Origin of the sequence: Spiroplasma litorale, assembly GCF_001267155.1 — a bacterium.
Taxonomy (GTDB): domain Bacteria; phylum Bacillota_I; class Bacilli_A; order Mycoplasmatales; family Mycoplasmataceae; genus Spiroplasma_A; species Spiroplasma_A litorale.
On the sequence record NZ_CP012357.1, the window covers coordinates 1,142,988 to 1,168,896 of the forward strand.

Consider the following 25,909-nt stretch of genomic DNA (forward strand, 5'->3'; position numbering starts at 1 on the left):
CAAAAAATAAGGAAATATATAGTTTTATCAAATTTCAAAATAAATAATTACAAATTTATTTATAAAAAAATAAATTCCATAGAAAAAGCTGATAGTATTAAACATAATAAAATTAAATACAGAATTAAAAAATTGCTTATGCACCTAGTGTTTACATAGCATAAAAGTTATTAATAAACCTACACTTTATACATATAGTTTTTATAAAATTAATAAAAAAAATTATGAATTAATCAAATAAACTTCGAAATGTATATCCTTTATTGCTAAATTATTTTCAAATATTGTTGATAGTTTGAGTTTTAAAAAAGATAGTTTTGTTAATCCGGAGATAGTTAAGAGTTTAAATCTTATACATATAAATTTATGATCATTAATTTTAACTTAAATATAAAGAGTTGCAAATTAACTAATATGTTTATATAGAGTTTTTTTGAAGTGCCTTGAAAAAAGAGTAATAATATAGAATAAAAAATATACGTTAATTTGGTGTAATATATACAATTTTAATTTATACCTAAAGGAAAAAAATTATAAAATAAATGTTTCTAGAATAATTTATAACATGGTTGCGTCAAAGATTAAAGAGATGAGTTAAATAAAATTGGCTCTTATAATGATTTATGAAATAAACGCTATACACAAATTAAAACATAGTAACTCTTGGTTAATTAAAAAAGCTAGGGAATTATTAAAATCCTTTATTTATAAAACCTTTATAAATATTATACGTACGAAATTATCACATTATTTAAAAATGAGAGTTAGCAATATCATAGTTTTTTAGTTCTTTATATTATTAAAAAATGACAACAAACAAAATTAAATATTTTCATTAATTTATTTAGCAATAAGAATAATGAGTTTGAATGTATCAATTTTTTATATTAAATTTATATGTGCTTTTTGAAATGGCACATTTAATATTAATGAATAAATCTAAATTCTAGTTTCATTTACTCATTTTCAATAATTTTTCCCCAACATAGTTAATGAACAACTTTTTGAGTTTATTGCAGCATAATACATATATTCTTCATCATCAGGTTTAACTAAGCCAACACTAACTAACTTTTGCAATTCTTTAAAAATAATTACATTTTCTTTTTTATGTTCTTGTCTAGTTTCTTCGAAACTTGGATTTAAAGAATATTTGCTGCTTGGTTTTTCAAAATATTTAACTAAATTTCTTATTATTTTTATGTCAATTTGTGGATTTACTTTTCTTATATCAATAAATTTTGAAGATGATGTTTTAAAAATAGGTCTTTGATCTCAAGCTCCTAATGACTTATCTATATATGAATAAATACTTGCAGGGGTTATAACTCCTAAAATATCAGAAGCACTACCCGATAAAGCTTCCACTAGAAGATTTGTAAATATACCCCCTTCTTTTGTTTCGACTGAAGTTTCATCCTTTTTAGATGCGGTCAAATAAGTTGTATTATCATACAAAATAGAGCTTTTTGCAATGCCATTTTCATTTCTAGTGTTTCCCATCATGCCAGAATAACAACAATCTAAAAATACAATTTTATTTTTAGCGTTTGATTTTGAAATAATATTTTCAACTACACCCATTTCCAACCCGTGATTATTTTCATCTGTTTCATATGTACATAAATAACTTTTATCTGAATTGTAATCAATAAAACCATGACCCGAAAAATAAAATAAAGCAACATCACTATCTCCTGCAAATAATTCATTTATTTTATCACTTAATTTACTTACTGTTAGTTCGTTTGAGTTTGTTATTAATTCAACATCAAAGTTACGACTATTGTCAAAATTTTTTTTTAATAATTCTGCAATTTTTTTAGCATCATTAATGCACTCTTTTAAAGGGTTTACATGCTTATAGTCATTTATTCCAACTATCAAAGCTTTTCTCATTATTTAACTCTCCTTCCCTGCATTGGTCTTGAAATATTATATTTTTGTTTTCTATTACTAAATGCATAATCTATTAATTGTTGTAATTTATTAATATTTGGGTAAGATGTTGATAAATCTAAATCATTTCAATTAATTATATCAATTTTAATATCATCTTTTGACAAGTTATCAATTAGTCTAATAGGTAAATTTTTTCTTTCTCTATTTAATATGTCTTGATTTCTTTCTAATGGTGTTCAAATAGTATCGGGAAATTTATTATTTACTACTTCTTTTACTATGTCTGAGAAATTTAAACGATTAATTATTGGTGAAGAAGGTAATTGAATAATTAAAATACCAGTAGATGGGTAATTTGGGTAATCAGTCATTGATGCCAACAATTCTCAATCTACAAAATTACTTTCTCTCATTTCATTGCCAATTAATAAAATCATAACACTTGAACTTTTTATATATTCATCTCTTATTATTTTTCTAACTTGTTCATCTGAGAGATTACTATCATCAATATCACCATCATTAGCTGAATAATCTTCAAAAATTTCATATTGTTCGTTTAATTTTAAAAGTCTTTTAACATACTTAATGTCTTCGTATTTGAAACTTATAAATACTTTATGTTTATTCATTACAATCACATTCTCCATAATTTATCTATATTTTAATAATATCATATATAGGTCACATGAGAAATATAATTATATGCAACAAGTATCAGTAAAAAATCAATAACTAAAATAAAATAAAATACTTTACATAAAATGCATATGCCAAAATCTATGTTATTCAAAATGACGAATATTGAAGACTAAAAGAGTATAAAATAGTTGATCTAAAACTTTATTTATAAATTAATAAAAAAAATAAAATATTAAATGTTTTTTGAAAATCTAAAATTAGCAAAATTATTTTTATTTTATTTATAGATGTCATTAATTTTATTTAGTATATAAATATGAAGATTATAAAAACGATTAAGAAACTTAAGTAGGTCAATTTTTTAAAAAAACTTTTATTTAATTAATCTATTTAAAATTGTTGGATAGATTATTACGTTTAAATGCTATTTTTTATATTAAGTTTGTTATATCGTTGTTGTTATTTAAATACTTTCTTTTTTTTTTTTTTTTGCATGAAAATGCTAACTCAAATTTAATTGAACTATTTTATTAAATTCAGTAAGTTTTGATTACTTATTAGTTTCTTTAAATAAATTTAATGAAGTGTTTGAATTTTCATACTTATCAAAATTATAACCCACAATTATTTTTAAGTCTTATAATAAAAAATCTTATAATTTAAATTTGTTTTATAGTTAAACTTATCTAACTATAATTTACAATATTATCATTAATTCCAACAAAAGAATTTTATTCATTATAATTCACTTTAACTAGATTATCTATAAAATACGAGTTGTTTTTTTGAGTTCAATTTAATCTATATATGGTTTTATATTGTTAAAGCAAGTTTTTTAGTGTATTTAGTTTGTCTCTTTTTATAAATTTATTAGTTTTTAATATTGAGATATAACTAGATCTATCGAAATATTTTATAATAGTGGTTTATTTCTTTATTATATAAATAATTTTGCAAGTTCTTCTTTTTAATTATAAATTAATCAAATAATAATTTAAATTTTGGAAAACTTTCAAATTTATTATGATATTGTGCAAAAAAAACTTTTTATATTAATTATTTAAAGATTATGTTGTTGCATTATGTTTAAATCATGATTCATAAATTAATAAAATAATATTTAAATATAACTTAATAACATAATTAACAGCATAATATGTGTATGCAATTCCTCAATCAGTTTAAATTATTAACTTTATATTTATTAATAAATTTCATTTATTTAAAGGGAAAATAAAAAATAAATTCTACAATTATTATATTTTAACACCGACACTAGTTGGCGTTTTTCAATTTAATGTTTTTTGAATTCTTTCATTGTTGTACCAATTAATATGATAATTTATTACATTGTAACTCATTTTGTAAGTAGATATATGATTTAAATATTCTCCTTTTAAACAACCAAAGAAATACTCAATTTCTTTATTGTCAAGAGAGCTACGAATTCTACTCATGGGTGTTTTACAATTAAGTCTCTTTAATAAGTCTTGAACTTTTTCACTTGAATATTGAGTGCCATGATCTGAATGCAAGATATAATTAGTTTTATTAATTTTTTTAATTGTGTTTACAACTAATTCAGAATCATTTTTATCTGATAATAACCAAGACTCAATTTTCTTTGTTTTATGACTGATTGCTGCAGAAAGATAAAAATTATTTCCTTTTACTAATCTAGGAATATATGATGCATCTGTTGCAATTATATTATCCATTTCAGGGTTTAAATTTCTTTTTATTAAGTCCACAAATTTTATACTTGTATTTTTTAACTCCTGACTTTTTTTGTTTTAATAAAAAATCCTCATCTTATCATATAATTTCTTAAAGTTCTATCATTGATTGTAATGCCTGCTTCACCTTGTAAAATAGCAATTTTTCTACTTCAATAAATAAATTTTGAGTCAATTAATATTTTTACTATTATTTTTTTTAAATAATCCAATTTATAAATTCTTAAAATTTGTTTTTTATAAAAAGAAGTTCTATGGAGTTTTAATATTCTAGCCTTAATATTAATATTTAAATTTCTCTTTTAATTTTTTGTAATTAGATACTGCCTTTATTATTCCTTCTGTTTTAAATACATTTATTATTCTCTCTCATTGTTCAATAGTTAAATTTTTTGACATAAAAAAGTCTACACCTCTTTCTAGTGTAGAATTTATTTTTTCCTATTTACTTCACCAAAAGTTTTTTTAATAAGTTTTCAGTTTTTTTAATAAGTTTTCAGTTTTTTTAATAATTTAAAACTATAATTAGTTACTTCTCTGTTAAACCATTTGTAAATAAACTATTAAAAATTTTTAGCTTTTAAAACTTTAATTATAAACAAAAATAAGAAACACTCATACCAATTTTTTGAAAGTTATATCGTATGCTAAATTTTTTTATTAAGTTTGTAAAACCTTTACTCTTTGGTAAGTATTTTTTGAGTCACTTTTAATTTTATCTAGATAAAATAAATTATTTTTTTAATTCATTTATTATTTTGTAACTGAAATTAATATTATAAACATATCTAATCCAAGAACTTACATATCACGAAAAAGAAGATCTATTTGCTTTTTGATAATTTATTTATTAAGTTTATGGCTTTTTATAATTATATATACTTTTTATTTTAGATAGTTTTTTTTTAATTTTTATTTCTTTATTTAAATATTTAGCAAATTAACAAATAAATTGTGTTATATGCATTGCTTTTCCAAAAACTTTATTTTTTTCTTTAAAAATTACGTTTTTAATGTTTTTTTTTTTTTTTTAATAAACATTAACCTCATAGGACAAATTGTATAATTTGCATTCTACTTTATTAATATTATATCTTTTACTCATTGTTTTATTTTTTGGTTACCTATTTTTAAAATTTAATTCTTCATAATTTTAGAAACTTTTTTCACAAGCAAAAAAATATTTGCTATTAATTTTATCTTTTGTCTATTAATTTTGTATAAAAACGCCCTTTCTGTAGAAACAAGTATTTAAAAATTTTAAATACTTTGATCTCTTTAAGGTTGTCTACTTTAATGATATTTTACATATTGATTATTAAATAATAGCAGAAATTATACTTAATGAATTATTTAAGTATTCAAAGTCTTGCATAATTTTTTTATACATTTCTCGTCTAAAAATTCTATAGCTTTTAACCTTTTCATAATTTATTACACCTATTTGTTCTAGCGCATATCCCTTTGTAATTCTAGATCTTACATAATATAAGTTATCTTTATATCCTAAAACATCGAAATCTGGGTCTGATGTATTTACTAATTTGTCAATCAATTTTGGAGTTAAGAAAAGAGGAGCTCTTAAATCATCTGTTTTTAGATTTATATCATATTTTTTATTGAATTCAATTGATTCTGTTTGAAAGTTCTTATCAAATTTTTTTGCTTTTTTTACTTCTAATCCATTGAATGTATTATCAAATCTTTTAGTTTTAACAATAATTCTGTCATAACATTCATAACGAGGTTTTCATATTCATATTAATAATCAAACTATTATTTCTGAACTAAGATCAGTATATAAATCTCTTGTTTTAACTTTTATTGGCTCGTCAATAATAAAAGATATTTCAGTATCTTTATATATAAAATCTAAACTATTTTTAACAACTAATGTTTTTTCATTTATATTAAAATTAATTTTTAAATCTGTTAGCTCTTCATTTTTGAAGTTATTGATAAATACTAAATTATAAATATCATCCATTTTATTATCTGAGAATTGCATTTTGATAAGTTTTAATTTTCTACCTTTGTTTTTTCCACATATAAATATCAATAATGCAATTAAAAAGAAGTTTAAACCAACAACCAAGAGTATAACACCAACATAAAATAGACTTATTGATAAATCTTGGTCAGATTCTAAAATATACATAGAAAGTAAACCAAACAAAAGCAATAAGGCTCCAAATAAGCAGAAAAATCTAAATGCTATTGATAATTTATAATAGTCTCTAATCAATCCCAATAAGTCTTTATCTTTTTTAAACACTAAATCTATTTTTTTATAAACTTCTTCTTTCATGTTACACCCTTTATAAATCTTAAAATAATTATAATACTTTTAAAGTGAACAATAAACATATATAAAAAACTTCATTTAAAAGTAAATGAAGTTTTTTAATGTGTATTTAAATTATTGAAACAATTCTATTTTGCAATTTTTCCACAAAGCATTAATACACCACCAAGAGAAAATAAGACCACTGGAATAAAATATGCCATTCAACCAACAACTATACATAATAAGGAAAATATAGCACATACTATTTTAAAATTATTAGAATTTTTTACTAATGCAAGTGATCCAAAAATAATTACAAAGGTTGGTCCTATTAATAGCAATGCACCAATAATAGTTATAATTACAGTACCTAAATTTGCAAATAATGTAACAGTAACAGTACCAATAAGAAATACAAATATGCCAATTACACAACAAATAGAAGCTCCAACAATTGAAGTAATAATTCCACCTTTTACTTTTTTGTCCATTTAAACATACCTTTCTATAATCTTATAAAAATAAAATTATATTAATAATATTTATAAATTTAATTATCCTTTTTAGTTGTTGTTTCTCCACAAAGTGTAAGTATTCCACCAACTAAGAATAAGGTTGAAGGAATAAAGAAAGCAAAACCTCCTAAAATTGTAAAGATTGTTGAAACAATTCCACACGTTAATCTATAACGATTTGTTTTTTTAATTAGAGATAATGAAGCTAATATTATAAATATAATCGGCCCAATCATTAACAATGTTCCAATTAGTATTACCATACTTTCACCAATGCTAAATACTAGTCTATTATCATTTAAACCAACTATTAGTCCAACTAATCCAATTATAAAACATACTCCTGCACCAACTAGAGAAGTAATGATGCCTCCTTTTGCTAATTTATTCATTTTATCAACCTTTCCATTTTTTGTTTATTTTATAAAAAATAAAGGAACATAAATATTTATATTTTTTATTTTTTTAATTGTCCCATATAAATGTTATCATTGCGTTTTGAAGAATCTTAAATATTGGTTTTTATAATAAATTATGAAATAAATTTCATAATTTATTAATTTAAAAAAGTGTAATTTTATTTTTTAAATTAATTACAAAAAAACAAAAATACGTCATTTTTGTTTTTTTAATATTGTAATTTTAGTTTGAATACATTTAATAGTTATTTATATAAGTTTATGTTAGGTAACATATTATTAAATGTTGTTTGATTCATCAACCCTTCTTGTAATGGATATGTTAAAACAAGTTCTAGCAAGAAAACTAACAAGTAATAAGTTTCAATATAGTCCATAAAAATTTGAACTCTTGACTGACTCATGTCATCATCAACAACATTAATTATTTTGTTATTTAGTTGTTTATAGTTTTCGATAAATGATAGCATATTTTCTATTAACATCGAAAAAGCAAGCATTGAATCTTGTTCAACCACTTTAGTTAATCATAAGTTAAAGTTTTTAAAAATTTCCTGTTTATCATTTTCTAATTTTAATTCATTGTATTTAAAACATAGTTCACTAAATTTAATACCCAAAGCTTGGACTGCTGTTGTAATTAAAATATCTATCCCTTTTTTTGTTTTTATTATTTTTGTTTCTAATTCTTCTTTTTTTAAATTAGTATTTATTGACATTAAAACAACTATTGAATTTTTAATAATTGATAATATGTGATTTACAATTATAATTTCATCTTGATTATCACTAATAGGCTTTCATTCTTTTATTGAAGCATTAACACATTCACCAAACTTTTCTAATTCTTCTAAACTATTTAAAGTAGATACTTCTTCAAAAAAGGCAGTTACTGTTTTTGGAACTTTAAAACTATCTCTAATATTTTGTTTTATGTTTTGATAGATTTCATTTACTCTTGTAATTATAATTTTTTCATAATTTAATGGTTTAATATTGTCTTGCATAGTATTCTCATTTCTAATAAATATATTATATTTTATAAATATAAATTATTTACCATTTTATTCTATAAATGTAACTTTATTTAAGTTTTTAAATAGTTTTCTTCTGATATTTTTTAATAATTTAAAATTTATATAATAATATAAATCTAAATTCTTTTCATTACCTAACAAATTATCTAGTTTAAAAGTTAACATATCATCATTTAATTTATCATGATCATAATTAATTTCTTGTAACATATTATATCAAGACTTTATTCATAGTGGGTCTTCTATGTTTACGTTGACTAGTTTTTCATCATTTAGCTCACCATAATATTCCACTATTCAATTACATAGTTTTTTTATATTAATTGTTAAAGTTTTTAAATCCTTATCTAATCTTTTAGCTTCTTGCAAATCTAATAAAGAGAGATTATTATGAGAAGGTATAAATATAACTCCATGTTCCCCTGCAAAAAAACTATTTGTATCAAATATAGACTGGTTAAATAATAATGTATGAAGAACTTCAAGTAAGTATAAATACTTATTGAACCTTAGTTTATAACTTTCTTTTTCAATTATTGTTAATTTGTATTTACTTTTTATTTTTATGTTTTCTTTTGTAAACTTGTTGTAACAAAATACTTTATCTAAATAAACAAAATACTTAAAAACATCTTGTCATTTAATTTTGTTGTATAATTCCATATTTTCCTATCTATAATGTTTATGTTAAATATTTCATAAACATTTTTTTATGTTTATAATTTTTATTTATACAAAGTTTAATTCCTAATTTTTTATGTTTTTTTTATATTTTATAAATATATAGTTTATAAAATAATAAGCTTTGCTATCAATTAATATTGCAATTCTCATACTTATTATAAAAAATATTTGCACTATTTACTACACCAATTAAAATAAAATTTATTAATGGTTTTTATTTTATATAATAAATCCTTTTATACATTTAATAATGAATATATTATAATTATTTTAAAAGGGGTGTTTATAATGTGAGGAGAAAGTAATACAAGAAACTTTGTAGATTGAGCAGATTATTGTCAAAGTAATTCTTTGAAAAATAGATCTATAAATTCTACTGGTGGATATGATTACAAGTCTAATATAAATTCAGATGTTACACGCAAAGCAATGATAGATGTTTTAAGTCTTATAAAAAATAATAAAAGTCTTAGTGTTCAACATTTTTATAACACTGCACCACCAATATATGTTGCTAATCCAACAACTAAATATTTGTTGCTTCAACTTTATTATCAAGATTGTATTAAATTAAAAGGTGAAGTTGATAATTCAACTTTTAAAGAAAAAAACTATACTATGGTTTTTTCAAAAAACCTAAGTACTAGTCAACCTCAACCAATTAGAAACAACTATGAAAAACAAAATTCTAACATTGAAAGTATGATTGACAACAATTGAGTTGCAACTGGTAGAAAATTAGAGTTTGACAAAAAAGAAAGAGAAGTTAAAAGAGAGTACAATATTAATTTAAAAAATAATAACTCAAAAACAACTACTAGACCTGCTGTTAAACCAGTTATACAAAGTCAAAAACAACCAATTTTAGAAGAAACAAAACAGGTTGTTCCTGCAAGTGTTTTTGAAAAACCAGATATAAAAGTAGAAGAACCAGCACCAAGCTTTAATTATTTCAGTCTTCCAAAACCTGAAGTTAAAGAAGATATTAAAATAAGTGAAGTAACACTAAACTTAACAGAATTACCAAAACAAAGAGAAAAAGAAGTTATTGTTGATAATAAAATATTTGCTGGTTTAAATTCATACGAATTATATTTTATTCATAATTTTTTAAGAGATTCTATTAATAGAGGAATAGACTCATCAAGTGAAAATGTTAAATTAAGTAAGATTGTAGTTACGAGAGCAGAAATGGCATATTTAAAAGAAGGAAATGGTGTAAATATTGCATCAAAAATAGCAGTTATATTTTTCAGTTTTCTAATTATAGGTTTATTTTTTATAGGACTAGCCTTTAAAAATAAACAAAAAGCAAATGCAAAAAAAGACTATTTTAAACAGATAAAAGATTTTTCATATAAAAAAATAAATGAAGATCTTAATTTAAAATATCCAAATATAATTAAAAAAATATATTAATTAATAAAAAAACGCTCTGAAGAGCGTTTTATTTTATAAAGACTGTTTTTTTCTTGTACTTTTAAGTATTTTCATTTCGTTTTTAATACTTTTTAAGTCATGTTTCCCATTTTTAAATTCTAATTTTGCTTGTTTAATTGTTTCTTTACATTTTTTTAAGTTATTTTCAATATTAGCTTTTTTTTCATCAATCTTAGCTTTTCTCTCTTTAAATTCGTCTTTTGTCATATGTTTACTCCAATCTAATTTAATTATAAAAAAATTAAAAGTTGAAACTTTTAACCTCTTTAACAATAGCACAATATTATTTTACCATATCTTTATTACATATTGAAATTAATGGTTTCTTTTTTTATTATACTGATATTTTTTAAATAATATACTTGGGTCTTTTTTTGTATCATAACTTGATTTTTCAGCAAGTTCTTTATTTAGATTATCAAGTTTATTTAATATAACATTAAATTCTTCTTTAAATTCTTCTTTGTTTGATGTTTGATTTGTTAATCTTTCAAGAATTAATTCTATATTGTTAATTCTATTTTCTATATTATCCATTTTAAATCCATTTTGTTCATTATTACTTAATGGTATATTATTATCTCCATCTAGATTTAAAATATTTTTTAAGTCTGCTTCTAAAGTTAAGTTTTCAACTTCGTTATCATAATCTATTGAAATATTTTTTTTATATTCATTACTTATATCTTTATTAGAACTAATAGAATTTAAATTTGCATTAATATTTTTTTCATTAACGTTATAATCATTAAAAATTGTGTCGATATTATTAAATGGCAATGGTGTTTTAATTGTGTTTTGACTAGCAAAGTTATTGTTGTTGTTAAATATTTCAGAAACCACTTTATTATTTTCTTTGCTTGCTTCAAGTCTAGTTTGAGGTCTAACAAAACTGTTTGTAACAGTTTCAACATTTAAATTATTTTCTTCAACTAATTTAGTGTTATCTGAATGTAATTTTTCTTCTTGATTAAAATTTTTATAAGCATCTGTATTTTTTAAATTAAAATCTTGCATTATATTTTTTGGAGAAGATATTGTAGATACACTAACATTATTTAAATTATCTAACCCCATATTAATAGCTCTTGCCATTTTTTCTCTAACAAATTTTTCTCCCAATGCATTAACTGATGGCGAGTTTGTATCAAGTTTTGTTTCAGGTCTTACAAAAGTATTTGATTGATTTTCTTCAAGTCTAGTTTGAGGTCTAATGAATGTATTTGATCTGTTTTCTTCAAGTCTAGTTTGAGGTCTAATGAATGTATTTGAAATATTTTCAACTTTTTGTTCTTTTGTTTCTTTTTGTAACTTTTCTTCTTGATTAAATTTATCATAATTTGAAGATTGATTTAAATTAAAATCATTAAAAATGTTTTTTGTATCGATTGAATCATTAGACAATGATTCTTGTAAAAGATCATGTGTCATATTAATAGCTCTTGCCATTTTTTCTCTAACAAATTTTTCTCCCAATGCATTAACTGATGGTGAGTTTGTATCAAGTTTTGTTTCAGGTCTTACAAAAGTATTTGATCTGTTTTCTTCAAGTCTAGTTTGAGGTCTTACAAAAGTTGTTTCAATATTTTCAACTTTTTGTTCTTTTGTTTCTTTTTGTAATTTTTCTTCTTGATTAAATTTATCATAATTTGAAGATTGATTTAAATTAAAATCATTAAAAATGTTTTTTGTATCGATTGAATCATTAGACAATGATTCTTGTAAAAGATCATGTGTCATATTAATAGCTCTTGCCATTTTTTCTCTAACAAATTTTTCTCCCAATGCATTAACTGATGGTGAGTTTGTATCAAGTTTTGTTTCAGGTCTTACAAAAGTATTTGATTGATTTTCTTCAAGTCTAGTTTGAGGTCTAACAAAAGTTGTTTCAATATTTTCAACTTTTTGTTCTTTTGTTTCTTTTTGTAATTTTTCTTCTTGATTAAATTTATCATAATTTGAAGATTGATTTAAATTAAAATCATTAAAAATGTTTTTTGTATCGATTGACTCATTAGATTCAGACTCAGTAAGTTTTTCAACATCCTCATTAATAGCTCTTGCCATTTTTTCTCTAACAAATTTTTCTCCCAATGCATTAACTGATGGTGAGTTTGTATCAAGTTTTGTTTCAGGTCTAACAAAAGTATTTGCATTATTTGAATCTACATTTTCATCTTTATTATAATCATCTTTGATTGATGTTAATATTCCATGTTGATCAAAATCGATTTCATCTAAAATATCATTTTTAAAATTATCATCGTCGTTAACTTTTAATTCTGATAAATCCATATTAATAGCTCTTGCCATTTTTTCTTTTATAAATTCATCACCTAAGCTTTGATCAAATCTTCCATTTGGATTGAATTCAGGATAAACACTTTCAAATTCGTTAATTTCTTGTGTAGTAAAAGTATCTATATTTAATTGTTCTTCAATTGTTTTGGTATTTTCATCATATTCTTTGTAGGCATCTTCTAAAGTGTTTTCAACTTCAATATTTTCAATGCTTTCAAATGTTGATGGATTTTTAATAACTTCATTTATAAAAGAATCTTGGACTAAATATTCAATGTAATATTGATCTGATATTGATAATTTTTTTGCAAGTCCATTAATTTTTTTAACTTTAAAATTAAAGTTTTTAATTAATTTATTAAGAACGTCTTCTTCGGTAGTGTTTTTAGAGTTAAGTATCTGCTCTCTTAAGCTAACTAGAGAGTCTCTTTGTTTTTTTCATCTCTCATGTTTAGCTCTTAATTTTATATCTAATTTCATATCTGTGTTTGGCAACGCGTCTTTATCAATTTTTTTTATTCGCTCAACTTTGTTTTTTGCGAGTTTTGACTTTTGTTTTTTTAAAGTCACGTTGCCATTTTGCTTTCCCTCTTTAGCTACCTCTCTTTCAAATTTTCGTTCTTCTTTGTTTATTGAAATAAGGTTTCGTTCTTCTGCATAATTATTTAATGCGTCATTGTCAAATAAGACAAATTCAAGCATTATTAATCCTAATACTAATGTTCCTGCAACTATTAACAATATTGCTTGGCTTAATAACATAAATACAACTATTAATACTAATAAATAACCTTTAATAAGTGGTTTTGATATTTTTTGTTTTTTCTTAAGCCTAACTAATTCAATAATTGAAATAATTATTAGACTTATTGCAATCACCATAAGTACTGCTATTGCAATAAAAGCACCTATTTCTTTGCCTGACATATTTTTTAAGTTAACCATAAATTTGCTATCATCCCCAACCACACTAGAGTATGGGTGGCCTGATAATATGTCATAAATTTTCATTAACACTGAAACTTTTGCAATTAATGTCAAAATTAATGAAAGTGTCAGAAATGTAATCAATGCTAATGAAGAAATTATAACAATAGACCAAGCACTTATTATAAATACTGAAAACATATATACCTCCTATTTATTTAAATTATCTCAATTACTTCCTTTTATTGAGAACATATTTTCACCTTGCTCTTGCTTCCTTTGCATATGCAAAGTATCTTGAATATTTATCTGAGCAACTTCTTTATTATTTTCGTGTTGATCTCATAGGTTGAAACTTTTATTTTCAACAGATTCTTTGTTTGAATTGTTTGCCAATATTTCAGTTCTAAATATTGGGCCATCAGCTTTTTTACGAGCAGCCAATTCTTCTTTTTTATTCATTACATCAATTTCTAACTGTCTTTTTTCTAATACTTTTGAGACATCTATTCTCATTTTATTATTATTTAATAAATTAAAATTACTTGGTTCTTCACTATCATCTTCAAATCTATTCATTGGTTGAATATTTTGTTGACCTATTGGAAATTGACTTATATTATTTAATGAATCATTTCTTAAGGAATGCGTGTTAAATCCTTCATTTTGGTTATGGCTATTTCCTATATTATGGTTCATTGTCGTGTTTACAAAAGGTAACGGACTATTTTCAACTTGATTTAAATTAATATTTAAATCATGAGCTGGTTTATTATTTGAGAAGTTGTTAGTATCAATTAAGTCTCTTTCAAAATTTCCTTGGATAATGTCGTTTAAACTAAACCCTGAACGATCAATCTCATTATCTTTTTTAACATTTTCTTTTGTTACTTCATCTCCATTATTCTTCTTCTTCATTTTAATAAGAATATCTACATAATCAAATATATATTCATTAGCATACTTATTATAAAATTCAGTCTCTGATATAAATGTAAGGTTTATTTGAGGTATTTTAACAACAATCTTATTAAAGAACTCAATAAATCCTTTTTTTAAACTTGGGTCTATTGGGATAAAGTTTTCAACAAATATAGTTATAATTCTGTCAAAGTCATAAGATTCAAATAAGTTACTAAACTCTTCACATATCATATCTATTGGATCTTTTACGATAAATACTTCATCCAACATTTCTTCTATTTCTTCAAAATTTGAAGATTTTCCTCAGCTCGTTGCTTTAAACATTAAGTCAACTCTTTCTCAGAGTTCAATTCTATCTTCTACTTCCATTTTTATTGGTAGTTTTGATACTATTTGTTTTAAAAAGAAACGATAAGGTCTTTTATATTTTGAAATTTCTGATATATCTATGAAAACATTATAGTTATTTATTAAATTATTTTTTATATACTTAGTTATTTTTTTGTTATCTTGTTTATCAACAGGTATCATTATTACTTTATTTTCAAGATCAGGTTTATCAAACAGATCTTTAAATTGACTTAGAGTAAGAGATGTATAACCATCTTCAATGATATCTCTATCAAAAGGATCGTCTAATAAGTCATTTGTTAATTCAGAATCCTCATTTTTATAAAACGGTTTTATATTTTTAAATTCTTTCACTTCATTAGATTTTTTGTTTGAAACACTATTAAATTCTTGATTACTGTAATTTTGAATTATAGGAGTCTCAAAGTTTGATTGATGTTGATTTGCAAATGCATTATTATTAAGGCTGTTAGAAATCATATTGTCCATTATTGGTGGATTAAAACCATTCATATTATTTTGAGGTATAGTATTATTCAAACTACCTAGATTGAAATTATTATTATCAAAATTATTTCTTTGCACCTGGTTTAAATTATTTGTTTGAGGTATATAGTTATTATTTCCCCCAGGCATTTGTTGATTTGTTAAAGGTGGTAATGATATGTTTTGCTGTGGATTGCTATTCATACTATTTATATTTTGATAAAGATAAGATTCGCTTAAATTAGGTTGGTTATTGTCTGAGAAACCTATTTTAGAAGAAATACTTGTGTGATTGCTATTAAAATTATTATTATTATTATTATTATATGTTTGATCAGCATTTATAAAAGGTGGCACTGAAACTTTTTGTGTATCATCCATCATAGTTTTAATGAAAGATGGTATAACTGCTTTATCTTCAACAAAGCCCATTTGAGCACCTAAGCGTATGTATTTTTCTTTTTCTTTTTCTTTTTCTCTTAGCCTTTTAGCCTCGTCTTCTTTTTGTTTTTTCATTCTTTCAAATGGATTTATATACATAGCGCGCACCCCCTTATTTACTAAGTTAATTATACCACAATTTTTGCTGAAAAGTTTAATAAACTCTTGTATTTAGTATTGTTGTTTGCTATTATATATTGTTAATTTTATTGCTCTTTTTAAAGTTTTTAAGTAATTTGGTTCCAATAATTATGTATGAAGTAATAAATAAACCAAATGTAATGATCGCATGAGATACATATTTAATTCCATACAAGAAGAAATCTTTAACTGAACCATCTTCATTTAAAAATGAGTCTCCTAAAATATTAGATAAATAACTATTCGAGCTTACCATTTTACTATAATCATTTTCTTTTCAGTAATTGTATATTTCATTTAATTTATGCATAGAATAGGTGTTTATACTAATTAATAAAATTACTTCAATGAATAAAATTATGAATTGAATTAATAAAAACCTGTAATTAATTTCCTCTTTTTTTATGTATATAACACTTATGACACTCATTGTTGCAATCATAAATCCTGATATAACTATTGGAAGACTTTTAATTGCAAATTGCGAGCTACTTTGAAAAGCAGTAGTTTTATTTAGCAATTGTAAACCATTAAAAGTTCAATTCAACATTGAGTTTAATGATGTATCGTGAAGAGAAATCGATATTACGTATATAAAATGTGGTATAAAAACAGCAATCGCTGATAATAATATTCATAATGAAATATTTTTTTTATTATTAAGAGATAAATTAGATAAAATATTTGATATCTTTTCTTGTTCAAAATTTTTTTTAGTATATTCTTTATTAATTTTTTTATGTTCAAGTGAATTACTTAAAAAAGAGAAATAAATTATTGAAATGATAACCTTAACTAGACACAACCATCATGTCATTGTGTCTGAAGTCCATCCAAATATAATATTATTTTTATAATTTGTTTTAAAAACATCTACTAAATCTTTTAATTCTTTATTTTTTATGTCTAAATCTGAGTTACTTAAATAAGAATACATTTGATGAAATCTTGAATAATTATATTCAGATATTGAGTTTATAATAAATGAAATTACTATTATTGATGCTAAGGCAAATATAATGATGTGTTTGTATTTCTTAGATATCTTACGATTTAAGATTTTTCTCATAAATATTATAAATATAACTGCCACAAAAGAAACAGCTGTACTTACTCATGCAGCAAGCAATATTAAAAGATGTGAAGGTAAAAAATAATCTTCAAAATATGATTCAAGCACTTGATAATGTTTTCCATACTCTGAAAAGGATTCATTTAGATACATTATTGCAATAAACAAAAATTGTGGTATTAATAGCAATGAAAAAACAAAAGCCATTTTAAATACCGTACTTTTTTTAATTTTATTACATGTTTCAAAATTTTCTTTCATTTTAGTCCTTTTTTAAAATAAAATATCTTCAATTATTCGATAGGTCTTTTTTAAATTCTATATTATATTTTACTCTTTTTATCTCAAATATTTTTTCTAGCTTTTCTTTTTGGTTATATCCGAATTCTGAATATATTATTAGGTTTTGATTTAATGAATAAAGTTTATCAATATTTTTTAATAAACTTTTATAAAAATATAGCCCGTCATTTTTTGCAAACAATGCAATTTTAGGTTCATATTTTTTTACTTTATTATCAATTGTTTTATCTTTTTTATCAATATACGGAGGATTTATTATCAATATATCGGGATTTATATTATTTTTAAATAAAAATTTCAAAAAGTTAGTTTTGTATAATTTAATGCTTAAATCATACTTGCTAATATTATTTTTAGCTATTTTTAGTGCTTTTTTTGAAATATCTGCGAGATAAACTTTACAATCTTTTTGCTCTAAGGCAATTGAAATGCCAATACAACCTGAGCCACAACAAAGATCAACTATAGTTTTATTTTTTAAATTATTTTTTAAAACTTCTTCAACCAGTAGTTCGGTTTCTTTTCTTGGTATTAAAACATTTTTATTTACAAAAAACTTATTTTTATAAAAATATTTATATCCTAATATATGTTCAAGCATATAACCTTTGTTAAGTTTTTTTACTATGTTTTCAATTAATAAAATTTGACTATCTGTGAGTTTGTCATCATCAAAAAAAACATCTTTTTTCAAGACGTGTTTTAGTATATTCTTTATTAATTGACTATCAATATTTTTTAATATTGAGTTTTTTATATCTTTAATTATCATTTTCGATTTGTTCTGCAATCATTTCTTTTTGATGATTTTTTATTAAACCGTCAATTATTTCATCGAGATTACCTTCCATTACATAATCTAATTTTCCTAAAGTTAAATTTATTCTATGATCAGTTACTCTGTTTTGTGGATAATTATAGGTTCTTATTTTTTCGCTTCTTGCGCCTGTTCCAACAGCATTTTTTCTTTGATTTGCTTCTTGTTCTTGTTTTTTTTCTAACTCAGCTTCATAAACACGTGCTCTTAACATTGTCATAGCTTTATCTTTATTATCATGTTGACTTCTACCGTCTTGAGATGACGCAACAATTCCAGTAGGTAAGTGCGTTATTCTAACAGCTGAGTCAGTAGTGTTAACATGTTGTCCACCTGCACCCGAAGATCTGTATGTATCTATTCTTAAATCTGTTTGTTTTATATCTATTTCTAAATCTGATATCTCAGGTAAAACAGCTACTGTTGCAGTTGATGTTTGAATTCTTCCTTTAGATTCTGTTTTTGGAACTCTTTGAACTCTGTGACTTCCTGACTCAAATTTCATTTTAGAATAAACATTATTACCTTTTACCATAAAAGATATTTGGCTAAACCCACCCGCAGTAGATTCACTTTCTTCTAAAATATCTATTTTTCAATTATTTTTTTCAGCATATCTTGTATAAAGTCTGAATAAGTCCCCTGCAAAAATATTTGCTTCATCTCCACCTGCTGCACCCCTAATTTCAAAAACAACATTTTTGTCATCATTAGGATCTTTTGGCAAGAGTAATAATTCAATTTCTTTTTCTACAACTTCTAACTTCTCTTCTAGTTCTAATATTTCAACTTTTGCAAGTTGTTTTAATTCTTGGTCTTTTTCATTTTTTAAAATATAATTTGCTTCATCAAAATTATTTTTTAGCACTTTATACTCTTGATACTTACTATACATTTCTTCAAGGGCTGACCTTTCTTTATTAAGTTCGGTCATAAGTTTTATATCCCTCATTGTTTCATCAGATTGAAGTTTTTCATCAATTATCTCTACTCTTTTTTGAATTACATTAAGTGCTTCAATTGTTTTTGCATTCATATTTATCTCCTATTTTGGCTCTTCAAAGCAATGTCTACACCTTGATTCATACTTTTCATTTGCAGCAATATCAATTAGAGGACTGTCTGCTTTAGCAGGTTTTCCCTTTACTATTCTTTGTGTTCTTGTGCCATTTCCGCCACATTTATGACATATTGAAGTAAGCTTGTCGACATATTCAGCACTGACCAAAAGCTTGTCGACATTTTTAAATGGATTATTTTTAAAATCTTTATCCAATCCACTTGCTACAACAATTATTTGATTACTAGCAAATTGTTCAAGCAAATCAACTATACCTTCATCTAAAAATTGTACTTCATCAATTCCAACAACATCAATTTTTTTAATTTTATCATTTTCTTCAAATATTTTTTTTACTTCATCGCTGTTGTTTACTGGTATTGCATCTATATTCATTCTTGAATGAGAATATATTTCTTTTTCACTATATCTATTATCAATCGCAGGTTTAAAAACAATAATATTTTGATCTGCGTATTGATACCTTCTTAGCCTTTTAATAAATTCTTCTGTCTTACCAGCAAACATACAACCTGTTATTAACTCTATTCAACCTTTTTTATTTTTTAAATTTAAGATATAGCTCATTTATTTATCCTCGTTGATTAATTCTTTTAATTTGTTGTTTAGTACTTTTATTTCATTTCAATTTTTTAAAGTTAAACCAGAAGCAAGTATATGACCGCCACCACCAAATTCATTAGCCACTTTGTTGACATCGTACTTTCTACTTCTGATTGATACCTTAATTGATTTTGAATCTTTTTTTTGATATGCTATGTATCAAATCTCAATTTCTTTTATATTTACAAAAATTGATAAAGAAGATTTTATTTCATGTTCTGACAGTTTTTTATTTTTAAAATATTTTTTCTTTATTTTCAGATAAGCAATTTTTTTATTGCATAGAGTAATTATCTTTTGAAAACATTTGCTATTTCATTTCGCTTGTTCAAAATTTTTTAAATAAAGATTTTCATAAATTTTTATTATATCTATATCTTGTTCTGTTAAAACTTTTGCTGCTTCAAAAGTTTTTGAAGAAGTATTTTTATATAAAAATCTAGCAGAGTCTGTAATCAATCCATAGTATAAGTAATATGCAGCTTCTTTTGGAATTTTGAGACTGTTTTCTTTTGCTCATAGTGTAATTACTTGAGTGCAAGCAATTGCAGTTGAATCAACTAGTTTATCTTTTGCAAAATTATCTACTTCTATGTGGTGATCTACTTTAAAAATATTTTTTACTAAATCTATTCTATCAAAGTCTATTCTATCATAATTTGCAACATCAACAGTTATTAATAATGACTTTGTGATTATTTCTTCTGATAGGGTTAATTCATCAGGTTCCACAGCTTTGTTTTCAATATCTCATCCTACCACAAATATTTTTTTATTTTTAAAATTATTTAACAGAATATGTTTTAAACCGTGAGCAGAACCGTGAGCATCTCAATCTGGACTTTTATGTTTTGCTATTATAATATTTTCATATTTATTTATTGTTTCTACTAGAATATCCATAAAACTCCTTATGTTATTTTAAAAATTGCATCTTCTGTAACGTATATATTTACTTTATCTTTTAAATTAAAATTATCATTTGAATAAAAATATAGTTTAATAGTTTTGTCTGATGATACAAAATACTTTACTTTATCATCTGTGAATATTTTGTTTTCTTTAATATAACCTTTTATATCAAAAAGATTATTTTTATTTTCTTTTTTCTTATTAGTTAATCTGGTTGGATCTAGCAAGACAAATCCACTGTCATTAATAAAATCACTTTTAATAAGTTTTATTTTATTATTTAATATGTTAACTTTATCTTTTTCTTTTGTATAACTAATTTTATTTTTGTTATAAAAAATTTCTGATGCATTATTTTTCCAATTATCTTTTATATAACTTGAGAAAGAAGTTTTATTTATTTTTGATTTCTCTAGAACATAAAAATCTTTGTCAAGATTTGCAACATTTTGAACTTTATTATCTAAAAAAATAAAGTTAAATTTATTATTTAATTTATTAATATTTTTAAGAACGTAAAACAATTCTTTTATTTCCTCTAAACTTAATTTTTCTAAAACTTTATAGAATACGATATTATATTTATTTAAAAAAATACATTTTAGAATTTGAAATCAAATATTTATAACAGTATTTCATTTAATTGAGAATAAATCTAATTTTAAATCTAGCTTCTCGACTAATTCATTAATATACTCTTTAGATTGTGAAGCCATGGATTTAATTTCTGACTTTAATAATTTAGCTTTCTCTTTAAACTCTTCATTTTTTTTAAATACAACTTTTTTATCTAAAACTAATTTGTGATACCCATGAACAACCTCTACAATTTTACCTCTTAAAGTTGTTGATTCATCTGAAAGTCCGTCAAAAAACATTTTTTCTTGTTTTAACACAAACTCTAATCTTTGATCTATACCAACATTTCTTCAAAAGAAATAAGCGTCCGGATTTTTAAGTTTTTTGTTAATTTTATTTACTTTTAGTAACTCAAAATTTATTTGTTTTTTTAAGTTCTTTAAAACTTGCTCATTTCTTAAAATTTTAAATCGTATATAGTTTATTTTTATATCTATTATTTTAAGTTGCTTTCTAACAACATAATTAACTTGATTAAAATTTAAATGTTTTGTTAATTTTTTAATTGACTTATCTTTTGATTTTTTAGAGATATACTCGCATTTACAAAGAGAAGTTAATTCTATGAAGTTATAAACTTTATCTCATAAACTTTGTAAAAAGGTTTCTAATAGTTCATAGTTTTTTGTTTTTTCATAAAGCAAATAATAATCCTTGGCAATAATTTTTATATGTTCTTCTAATGTGTCATTTTTTTCATCAATATTTTTATTGTTAAATTCTACAATTTGTTTTAAAAAATCTTTTAATCATTGTTCTTCAATTTCAACAGAACTATCAATAAATGTCAAAATCATTTTTTCTATTTTTTCTCTTATTATTAAATCTTCTTTAATATTTTTAGATGTTAAGAATGAAAGATAATCGTATTTTTTATTAATGTAATTAATCTTTGCATTATTATAATAGTCTTTATTTCATAATAGAGATGTTGATAATCAAAATTTTTCAGGTCACTTTCTAAAATACTTATTTATCCCTACAACAGAAACATGTTTTTTTGTTCATTCTTTATTAACTTTATCAAATCCGTTTATCTTAAACGAACCAGTTCTTACAAGATGCTTACCAATTAGTATATTTTTAAAAGCTTTTAACTCGTCATAATTATTTGCAATAACACTTGTAATAAAGTCGTTGGTTTCAAAATCAACCTCTATGGGGGTAACTTTTTTATTTATAAATGTCACTTTCTTCATTTCAAAACTCATAATAACCACCTATTTATTTATAATTATATTATGCCTTTAAATACTTCTAATTAAAAAAATAAAAAAGTATAATAACTTAACGCCAATCATACTTTTTTAATTATATACTATTTTTTATCTTTTGATTTTTTAGCATTTTCAGCTTTTTGAGCCTCTGAAGCTTTTTTTATTTCTGCTTGTTTAGCATCTTTTTTAGCAAATTTTTCCTTGAATTTCTCAACACGACCCTCTGCATTTGCAAAGTTTTGTTTTCCTGTGTAGAAAGGGTGACAATTTGAACAAGTATCTACTCTTACTTCTGCTCCTTTTGTTGACCCTGAAAGGAATTCGTGACTACATGATGTACAAATAAATTTTGCTTCTTGATAATTAGGATGTATTCCTTGTTTTGGCATTCTTTCACCGTCCTTTAAAATATAGATACAAAATTAATAATATCATATATTTTAAATAATGATATAATCAATTGATTTTTTTATAAAATTATTTAGCTTTACCTTGGCAACCAAATCATTTAGTTAATTCTAAGAAAGTATCTTTAATAGCTTTTGAACCAGGTGCCATTAATTTTCTTGGATCAAATCCTTTTGTATGGTCATCTAAGTCTTTTTTTTCTTCAATATATTTTCTTGTTGCATCTCTAAATGATAATTGTAACTCAGTATTAACATTGATTTTTGATATACCTAACTTAATTGCTTTTTCAACTTGGTCTTGAGGTATTCCAGAACCACCATGTAATACCATTGGTAATTTACATGCATTTTGTAATTTTTCAAGTGTTTCAAATGATAAAGATTTTCATCAATCTGGATATTTACCGTGAATGTTACCAATTCCAGCAGCAAGCATTGAAATTCCATATTTCGACATTTCTTCAGCTTGTAAAGGATCTCCTAATTCACCTTCACCAACAACACCATCTTCTTCTCCACCAATTGAACCTATTTCAGCTTCAACTGAAACTTCATGGTCATTTGCAAATTCCATTAGTTCTTTAACTTTTGCTACATTTTCTTCATATGGTAAGTGTGACCCATCAAACATAACTGAAGAATAACCTGCTTCAATACATTTTTTAGCCATTTCAACTGATTGTCCATGGTCTAAATGAAGTGCAACTGGAACTGTAATGTTTAATTCTTCTAATAATCCATTAACCATTCCTACAATAGTTTTTAAACCACCCATGTATTTTATTGCACCTTCTGATGTTGCGATAATAATTGGTGTTTTTGATTCTTGTGCTGCTTCTAACAATGATTTAGTTCATTCTAAATTATTAATATTAAAGTGCCCAATTGCATACTTGTTTGTATGAGCATCTTTCACCATTTTAGTTGCGTTAACTAGCTTGTTACTATATATTTTTGACATTTATAAATTTCCTCCTACAAAAGATTATACAACTTAAATTTGCTTACTATTAAATTATATTGCTTTTTCTATAATCGCTTTTAAAAATCCTTTAAATAAAGGACCTGGTTTATTGGGTCTACTTGTAAATTCGGGATGATATTGACAAGCAATAAAGAACTTGTTACTTGGAATCTCAATAATTTCAACTAAGTTTTTTTCATCATATATTCCTGAAAAAACTAATCCTCTTTCTTCAAATGATTTTTTATAATTATTATTAAATTCATATCTATGTCTATGACGTTCAATAATATTATCTTGATTGTATAATTTTCAAGCTAGAGTATTTTTTACTAATGATGTTTTATAAGAACCTAACCTTAAAGTTCCCCCTATATCTTTTGTATTTTTACCTTCTAAGATATCAATTATTGGGTTTTTTGTATTAGGGTCAATTTCAGTAGAATTTGCATCTTCTAGATTTAATACGTTTCTGGCAAACTCAACACAAGCAATTTGCATCCCCAAACAAATACCTAAATATGGAATGTCATTGGTTCTTGCAAATTTGGCTGCTAAAATTTTACCTTCAATACCTTCTTCTCCAAAACCCCCAGGCACCAAAATTCCTTTAGAGTTACCAAGTAGTTTTTCATAATTTTCATTATTTAGTTTTCTAGCATTAATTCATTTAATTTTAACCTTGTGTTTAAGATCATAACCTGCAATTTTTAGTGATTCAATTACTGAAAGATACGCATCACTTAATTCAACATACTTACCAACAATTGTAACCTCTATTTCAGTTGTTGATGCATTTATATTTTCCACAAAATTATTTCATTCATCAACATTGGTTTCTTTTAAGTCCAAGTTAAGTTGTTTTGCGACAATTTTATGCATGTTAGATTTTTCTAAAATTAATGGAACCTTGTAAATTGAATCACTATCACTACATTCAATAACGTTTTCTTTAGGAACATTACAAAATGAAGAAATTTTATCTTTTAGTTTTTCTTCAAAACTAAATTCACTTCTTGCAACAATTATATCTGGTTGAAGACCTAAGCTTAACATTTCTTTAACTGAATGTTGAATTGGTTTTGTTTTAAATTCCCCAGATACTCTTAAATATGGAAGTAATGCCACATGAATAAATAAAACATTTTCCTTAGATTTTTCCATTCTAATTTGTCTTATTGCTTCTAAAAATGGTTGAGACTCAATATCTCCAACTGTTCCACCAATTTCGCTAATTACAACATCGTATTTATTACTTTTTTCAACTTCATATATTTTGCTTTTAATTAAATTTGTAATATGTGGTATAACTTGCACTGTTTTACCGTTATAACCACCTTGTCTTTCAGAGTCGAGTGCTTCTGCATATATTTTTCCAGCTGAATAAGAAGAACTTTTAGTTAAATTTATATCTATGAACCTTTCATAATGACCTAAATCTAAATCTGTTTCTCCACCATCATAAGTTACAAAAACTTCCCCGTGTTCTATTGGATTCATAGTTCCAGGGTCAATATTTAAATATGGATCAAATTTTTGCATAAATACTTTTAATCCACTATTTTTCAATAAAACTCCCAGTGAGCTTCCTGTAATTCCTTTTCCAAGTCCAGATACAACACCACCAGTTATAAAAATATGCTTACTCATAATTAAAA

At 23.6% G+C, this 25,909-nt stretch carries 21 protein-coding genes; 1 reads left to right on the plus strand and 20 read right to left on the minus strand.

What is annotated here, in order from left to right; translation table 4 throughout:
- Window positions 1-939 precede the first annotated feature (939 nt).
- From SLITO_RS05390 to SLITO_RS05425, 8 genes are all read right to left on the minus strand, one after another.
- Window positions 940-1,899 carry a caspase family protein gene (locus SLITO_RS05390; protein ID WP_075058738.1) on the minus strand — a complete coding sequence of 320 codons (960 nt, stop codon included), beginning with the start codon at window positions 1,897-1,899 and terminating at the stop codon, window positions 940-942.
- Window positions 1,899-2,534, minus strand: coding sequence for a TIR domain-containing protein (locus tag SLITO_RS05395; RefSeq protein ID WP_075058739.1), 636 nt, complete (start codon window positions 2,532-2,534; stop codon window positions 1,899-1,901). The genes SLITO_RS05390 and SLITO_RS05395 overlap by 1 nt, the downstream gene beginning before the upstream one ends.
- A 1,266-nt stretch (window positions 2,535-3,800) precedes the next feature.
- Window positions 3,801-4,295, minus strand: coding sequence for a DDE-type integrase/transposase/recombinase (locus SLITO_RS05400; protein WP_075058740.1), 495 nt, complete (start codon window positions 4,293-4,295; stop codon window positions 3,801-3,803).
- 1,303 nt (window positions 4,296-5,598) lie between these two features.
- Window positions 5,599-6,588: a hypothetical protein gene (locus tag SLITO_RS05405; protein WP_075058741.1), complete on the minus strand. Its 990-nt coding sequence runs from the start codon at window positions 6,586-6,588 to the stop codon at window positions 5,599-5,601.
- Between the two features lie 125 nt (window positions 6,589-6,713).
- Window positions 6,714-7,058, minus strand: coding sequence for a hypothetical protein (locus SLITO_RS05410; RefSeq protein WP_075058742.1), 345 nt, complete (start codon window positions 7,056-7,058; stop codon window positions 6,714-6,716).
- Between the two features lie 59 nt (window positions 7,059-7,117).
- Window positions 7,118-7,474 carry a hypothetical protein gene (locus tag SLITO_RS05415; protein WP_075058743.1) on the minus strand — a complete coding sequence of 119 codons (357 nt, stop codon included), beginning with the start codon at window positions 7,472-7,474 and terminating at the stop codon, window positions 7,118-7,120.
- 272 nt (window positions 7,475-7,746) lie between these two features.
- Window positions 7,747-8,508, minus strand: coding sequence for a hypothetical protein (locus SLITO_RS05420; protein ID WP_075058744.1), 762 nt, complete (start codon window positions 8,506-8,508; stop codon window positions 7,747-7,749).
- A 57-nt stretch (window positions 8,509-8,565) separates the two neighbouring features.
- Window positions 8,566-9,201 carry a hypothetical protein gene (locus SLITO_RS05425; RefSeq protein ID WP_075058745.1) on the minus strand — a complete coding sequence of 212 codons (636 nt, stop codon included), beginning with the start codon at window positions 9,199-9,201 and terminating at the stop codon, window positions 8,566-8,568.
- Between the two features lie 309 nt (window positions 9,202-9,510).
- On the opposite strand from SLITO_RS05425, the gene SLITO_RS05430 reads away from it, so the two are divergent.
- Window positions 9,511-10,641, plus strand: coding sequence for a hypothetical protein (locus tag SLITO_RS05430; RefSeq protein WP_075058746.1), 1,131 nt, complete (start codon window positions 9,511-9,513; stop codon window positions 10,639-10,641).
- Window positions 10,642-10,674: 33 nt separating this feature from the next.
- Here the strand turns inward: SLITO_RS05430 and SLITO_RS05435 are convergent, their stop codons facing one another.
- The 12 genes from SLITO_RS05435 to SLITO_RS05490 all read right to left on the minus strand — a co-directional run bounded on the left by SLITO_RS05435 (window position 10,675) and on the right by SLITO_RS05490 (window position 25,901).
- Window positions 10,675-10,869 carry a hypothetical protein gene (locus SLITO_RS05435; RefSeq protein WP_075058747.1) on the minus strand — a complete coding sequence of 65 codons (195 nt, stop codon included), beginning with the start codon at window positions 10,867-10,869 and terminating at the stop codon, window positions 10,675-10,677.
- Window positions 10,870-10,977: 108 nt separating this feature from the next.
- The gene (locus SLITO_RS05440) at window positions 10,978-14,091 is read right to left on the minus strand and encodes a hypothetical protein (RefSeq protein WP_075058748.1); all 3,114 of its coding nucleotides are present in this window, start codon (window positions 14,089-14,091) and stop codon (window positions 10,978-10,980) included.
- A 9-nt stretch (window positions 14,092-14,100) separates the two neighbouring features.
- Window positions 14,101-16,191, minus strand: coding sequence for a hypothetical protein (locus SLITO_RS05445; protein WP_075058749.1), 2,091 nt, complete (start codon window positions 16,189-16,191; stop codon window positions 14,101-14,103).
- 91 nt (window positions 16,192-16,282) lie between these two features.
- Window positions 16,283-17,566, minus strand: a complete 1,284-nt coding sequence (locus SLITO_RS05450) for a hypothetical protein (RefSeq protein WP_075058750.1) — start codon at window positions 17,564-17,566, stop codon at window positions 16,283-16,285.
- A 1-nt stretch (window position 17,567) separates the two neighbouring features.
- Window positions 17,568-18,380 carry a peptide chain release factor N(5)-glutamine methyltransferase gene (prmC, locus tag SLITO_RS05455; protein WP_075058751.1) on the minus strand — a complete coding sequence of 271 codons (813 nt, stop codon included), beginning with the start codon at window positions 18,378-18,380 and terminating at the stop codon, window positions 17,568-17,570.
- Window positions 18,370-19,461 carry a peptide chain release factor 1 gene (gene prfA, locus SLITO_RS05460; RefSeq protein WP_075058752.1) on the minus strand — a complete coding sequence of 364 codons (1,092 nt, stop codon included), beginning with the start codon at window positions 19,459-19,461 and terminating at the stop codon, window positions 18,370-18,372. The genes prmC and prfA overlap by 11 nt, the downstream gene beginning before the upstream one ends.
- A gap of 9 nt (window positions 19,462-19,470) precedes the next feature.
- Window positions 19,471-20,073, minus strand: coding sequence for a thymidine kinase (locus SLITO_RS05930; RefSeq protein WP_075058753.1), 603 nt, complete (start codon window positions 20,071-20,073; stop codon window positions 19,471-19,473).
- Window positions 20,074-21,012, minus strand: a complete 939-nt coding sequence (locus SLITO_RS05935; RefSeq protein ID WP_075058754.1) for a DHH family phosphoesterase — start codon at window positions 21,010-21,012, stop codon at window positions 20,074-20,076.
- 8 nt (window positions 21,013-21,020) lie between these two features.
- Window positions 21,021-22,871: a hypothetical protein gene (locus SLITO_RS05475; protein WP_075058755.1), complete on the minus strand. Its 1,851-nt coding sequence runs from the start codon at window positions 22,869-22,871 to the stop codon at window positions 21,021-21,023.
- Window positions 22,872-22,978: 107 nt separating this feature from the next.
- Window positions 22,979-23,266 carry a 50S ribosomal protein L31 gene (rpmE, locus tag SLITO_RS05480; protein ID WP_075058756.1) on the minus strand — a complete coding sequence of 96 codons (288 nt, stop codon included), beginning with the start codon at window positions 23,264-23,266 and terminating at the stop codon, window positions 22,979-22,981.
- 88 nt (window positions 23,267-23,354) lie between these two features.
- On the minus strand, window positions 23,355-24,248 hold the full coding sequence (gene fba, locus SLITO_RS05485) for a class II fructose-1,6-bisphosphate aldolase (protein WP_075058757.1): 894 nt from the start codon (window positions 24,246-24,248) through the stop codon (window positions 23,355-23,357).
- Window positions 24,249-24,302: 54 nt separating this feature from the next.
- Complete coding sequence (locus SLITO_RS05490) at window positions 24,303-25,901, minus strand: CTP synthase (protein ID WP_075058758.1); 1,599 nt, start codon at window positions 25,899-25,901, stop codon at window positions 24,303-24,305.
- Between the last annotated feature and the right edge of the window lie 8 nt (window positions 25,902-25,909).